Origin of the sequence: Dokdonella sp., from assembly GCF_049593775.1 — a bacterium.
Classification (GTDB): Bacteria; Pseudomonadota; Gammaproteobacteria; order Xanthomonadales; family Rhodanobacteraceae; genus Dokdonella.
This window is the reverse complement of record NZ_JBAWHJ010000064.1, coordinates 1-2965: the sequence shown is the minus strand read 5'-3', so window position 1 is coordinate 2965 and position 2965 is coordinate 1. Positions and strand designations below refer to the sequence as shown.

The window sequence follows — 2965 nt, the reverse complement described above, 5'->3', positions numbered from 1 at the left end:
CTCGGGTTCGATGTGGGGCCAGATCAATGGCAAGACCAAGGTCGAGATCGCCCGGGAAACCGTGGCCGGCGTGCTCGACACCTGGAAGGCAGACAACACGCTCGGCCTGGTTGCCTACGGACATCGCGTCAAGGGTGACTGCAGCGATATCGAAACACTGATTGAGCCGGGCCCGCTCGACAAGACTGCGTTCCTTGCGACGGTCAACGGCCTGAATGCCAAGGGCATGACGCCGCTTTCGGCTGCGGTCAAGCATGCCGCCGGCGTACTCAAGTCGAGTGAACAGAAGGCCACCGTGATCCTCGTCTCCGATGGTGAGGAAACCTGCAATCTCGATCCCTGTGCCGTCGGGACAGAGCTTGAAAAAAGCGGCGTCGAATTCACCGCCCACGTGATCGGCTTTGACGTCAGTGATCCCAAGCATCAGGCCCAGTTGCGCTGCCTGGCCGAGAACACCGGCGGTCGCTACTTCAACGCGCGCAGCGCCGATGAGCTTGGCGCGGCAATCGAAGGTGCGGTCAGCGCCAGCACCGAGCCTCCACCCCCACCGGCTACCGCGACCGTGGCTGCCAAGGGAGCGCTGGCGATCACCAGCGAGGCCGAGGTTTCCTGGAGCGGTCCGGCCGATCGTGGCGACTATGTGACCTTCACGCCGGTCGGCTCAAAGGACAGTGCCTATCTCGACTACGTGGTGGTCGGCACGAAGGAAAAAGCCGGCGACAAGGGCGTCGTCACCCTGAGGGCACCAGCCGAAGCCGGCCCGGTCGAATTGCGCTACGTAAGCCCGATCCGCAAGGACAGCGTACTCGCTCGCGTCGTGCTGGAAGTCGGCGATGCCGAAGCCAGCATCGAAGCCCCGGACAGTGTGCCGACCGGGGCCAAGGTCAAGATCATTGCGAGGGGGCCAGTGGGCAAGGGCCACTGGGTCGGTTTCGCACCGAAGGGCAGTCCGATAACTGCTTACCTTCAGTACGGTCGCCCGACCGCCGCCGTCAGTGAAATCGAATTGATGCCGCCGTCGGAGCCCGGTGACTACGAACTGCGCTATGTACTCAATGAACGCGAACGGATCATCGCAACCCGAACGATTACCGTGGTCGCGAGCATGGCCAGTGTCAGCGGTCCAAGCAGCGCAATGGCCGGCGATACGATCAAGGTCACCGCCAGCGGCCCGGAAGGATCAATGCACTGGATCGGTTTCGCTCCGGCCGGCAGCGAGCCCGGCAGCTATCGTGACTACATGCGCCCACAAGGGGGCCAGACTGAAGGCACCCTGATGGCGCCCACGGAACCCGGCGAATACGAACTGCGGTATGTGCTCAACGAGCGCGAAAAGGTAGTCGCATCGCAGCCTGTGACGGTGACCGCGGCGGTGGCCAAACTCGATGCACCGGCCAGCGTGACGACCGGCGAAGAAATCACGGTTCGCCTGGATGGCCCGCGCCATGCGAGTCACTGGATTGGGTTCGTCAAGAAGGACACGCTTGACTACCTGAACTACGCCGACGTCCCGCTGCAAGGCGACTCGGTCAACCTGCGCGCGCCCGACGAAGCCGGCGACTACGACATCGTCTTCGTCATCGACAAGACGGCCGTCGCACGCCACCCCGTTTCCGTGCGCTGAAACAGAACGGCCGGAGCAGTGCTCCGGCCGTTCGTGGCGTGCGGGAGAACACGCCGATCAGGCTGCGCGACGTTCGTGCTTTCCTTCGCAGATTTCCTCGATCAGTTTGGCATTGAACGCCTCAAGATCCTTCGGCGTGCGACTGGTGACGATGCCTCTCTCAACGACGACTTCCTCGTCCACCCAGGTAGCGCCTGCGTTCTCGATATCCTTGCGAATGTTCGGCACTGAAGTCACCTTTCGTCCCTTCAGCACACCGGCGTCGGCCAAGATCCACGGGCCGTGACAGATCGCAGCCACCGGCTTGCCCGCCTTGACGAACGCCTGCACGAACGTCAGGGCTTGCTCGTTGACACGAAGCTGATCCGGATTGAACAGTCCGCCTGGCAGCACGATGGCATCGTAGTCTTCAGCCTGTACCTCGCTCAGGGTCTTGTCGACGGAAACCTTGCTACCCTTCTCCAGATGCCTGAAAGCCTGCAACTCGCCCGATTCCGGCGAAACCACGTGGACCATTGCACCCGCAGCCTTGAGCGCATCGCGAGGACTGACCAATTCGCTCTCCTCGAATCCGTGCGTGGCGAGGATGGCGACGTTCTTGCCTTGAATGGTGTTGTTCATGGAAGTATCTCCTTGGTGTCTGCGGCGCAACCTGCACCGCGTTGCCACAACACTAACGAGGCACGCTTTAATGCACGGCAACGAACGTCCCAACGAGTAACTTCGGGTTCAGAGAGGCGATGATCGAGAGTGACGAACAACCATCCGGGAACCTGCTTGTCGTCTGGCACAGCCGCACCGGGGCGACCCGGCAGATGGCGGAAGCTGCGTGTGATGGTGCATCGGCGCAAAACGGCGTCAGTGTGATTTCGCTACCCGCTTCTTCAGCAAGCAGTGCCGATTTTCTGGCCGCAGATGCAGTCTTGTTCGCGGCGCCGGAGAACCTCGCCAGCCTGTCCGGAGCCATGAAGGAATTCCTCGATCGCAGCTACTACGACCTTCTCGACCACTGCAACGGCAAGGCTTACGCCTCGATCATCTGCGCCGGGTCCGATGGAGAAGGCGCGCAGCGGCAACTCGATCGCATTGCCAAGGGCTTGCGCCTGCGTCGTGTTGCCCCGCCGTTGATCGTGAACACTTCGGCGCAGACACGCGAGGCGATACTCGCACCGAAACACCTGGGCTCCGACGATCTCGACCGCGCCCGGGAGCTCGGCGCCCTGCTGGGAGCGGGGCTTGCGATGGGGATTTTCTGAGCACTGCGGCAACGAGCCATGGTGCTGGGCCAGCCTGTTGTGAGGCGATGACCAGCCGTGCGGCTGTTGAAGGGCGATGACCAGC

General features: G+C 62.4%; 3 protein-coding genes. 2 read left to right on the top strand and 1 reads right to left on the bottom strand.

Features of this window, described 5'->3' with window-relative positions; genetic code table 11:
- Window positions 1–1624, top strand: a 1624-nt coding sequence (locus tag WBP53_RS02375; protein WP_423925558.1) for a VWA domain-containing protein, incomplete at its 5' end; no start/stop codon positions are given.
- Between the two features lie 57 nt (window positions 1625–1681).
- Here WBP53_RS02375 and WBP53_RS02370 read toward each other — a convergent pair.
- Window positions 1682–2245: a type 1 glutamine amidotransferase domain-containing protein gene (locus WBP53_RS02370; protein ID WP_423925556.1), complete on the bottom strand. Its 564-nt coding sequence runs from the start codon at window positions 2243–2245 to the stop codon at window positions 1682–1684.
- A 119-nt stretch (window positions 2246–2364) separates the two neighbouring features.
- Here WBP53_RS02370 and WBP53_RS02365 point away from each other — a divergent pair, with 119 nt between their 5' ends.
- Entirely contained in the window at window positions 2365–2880 is a 516-nt protein-coding gene (locus WBP53_RS02365; RefSeq protein ID WP_423925554.1) for a flavodoxin family protein, read from the top strand.
- The last annotated feature ends 85 nt before the right edge of the window (window positions 2881–2965 follow it).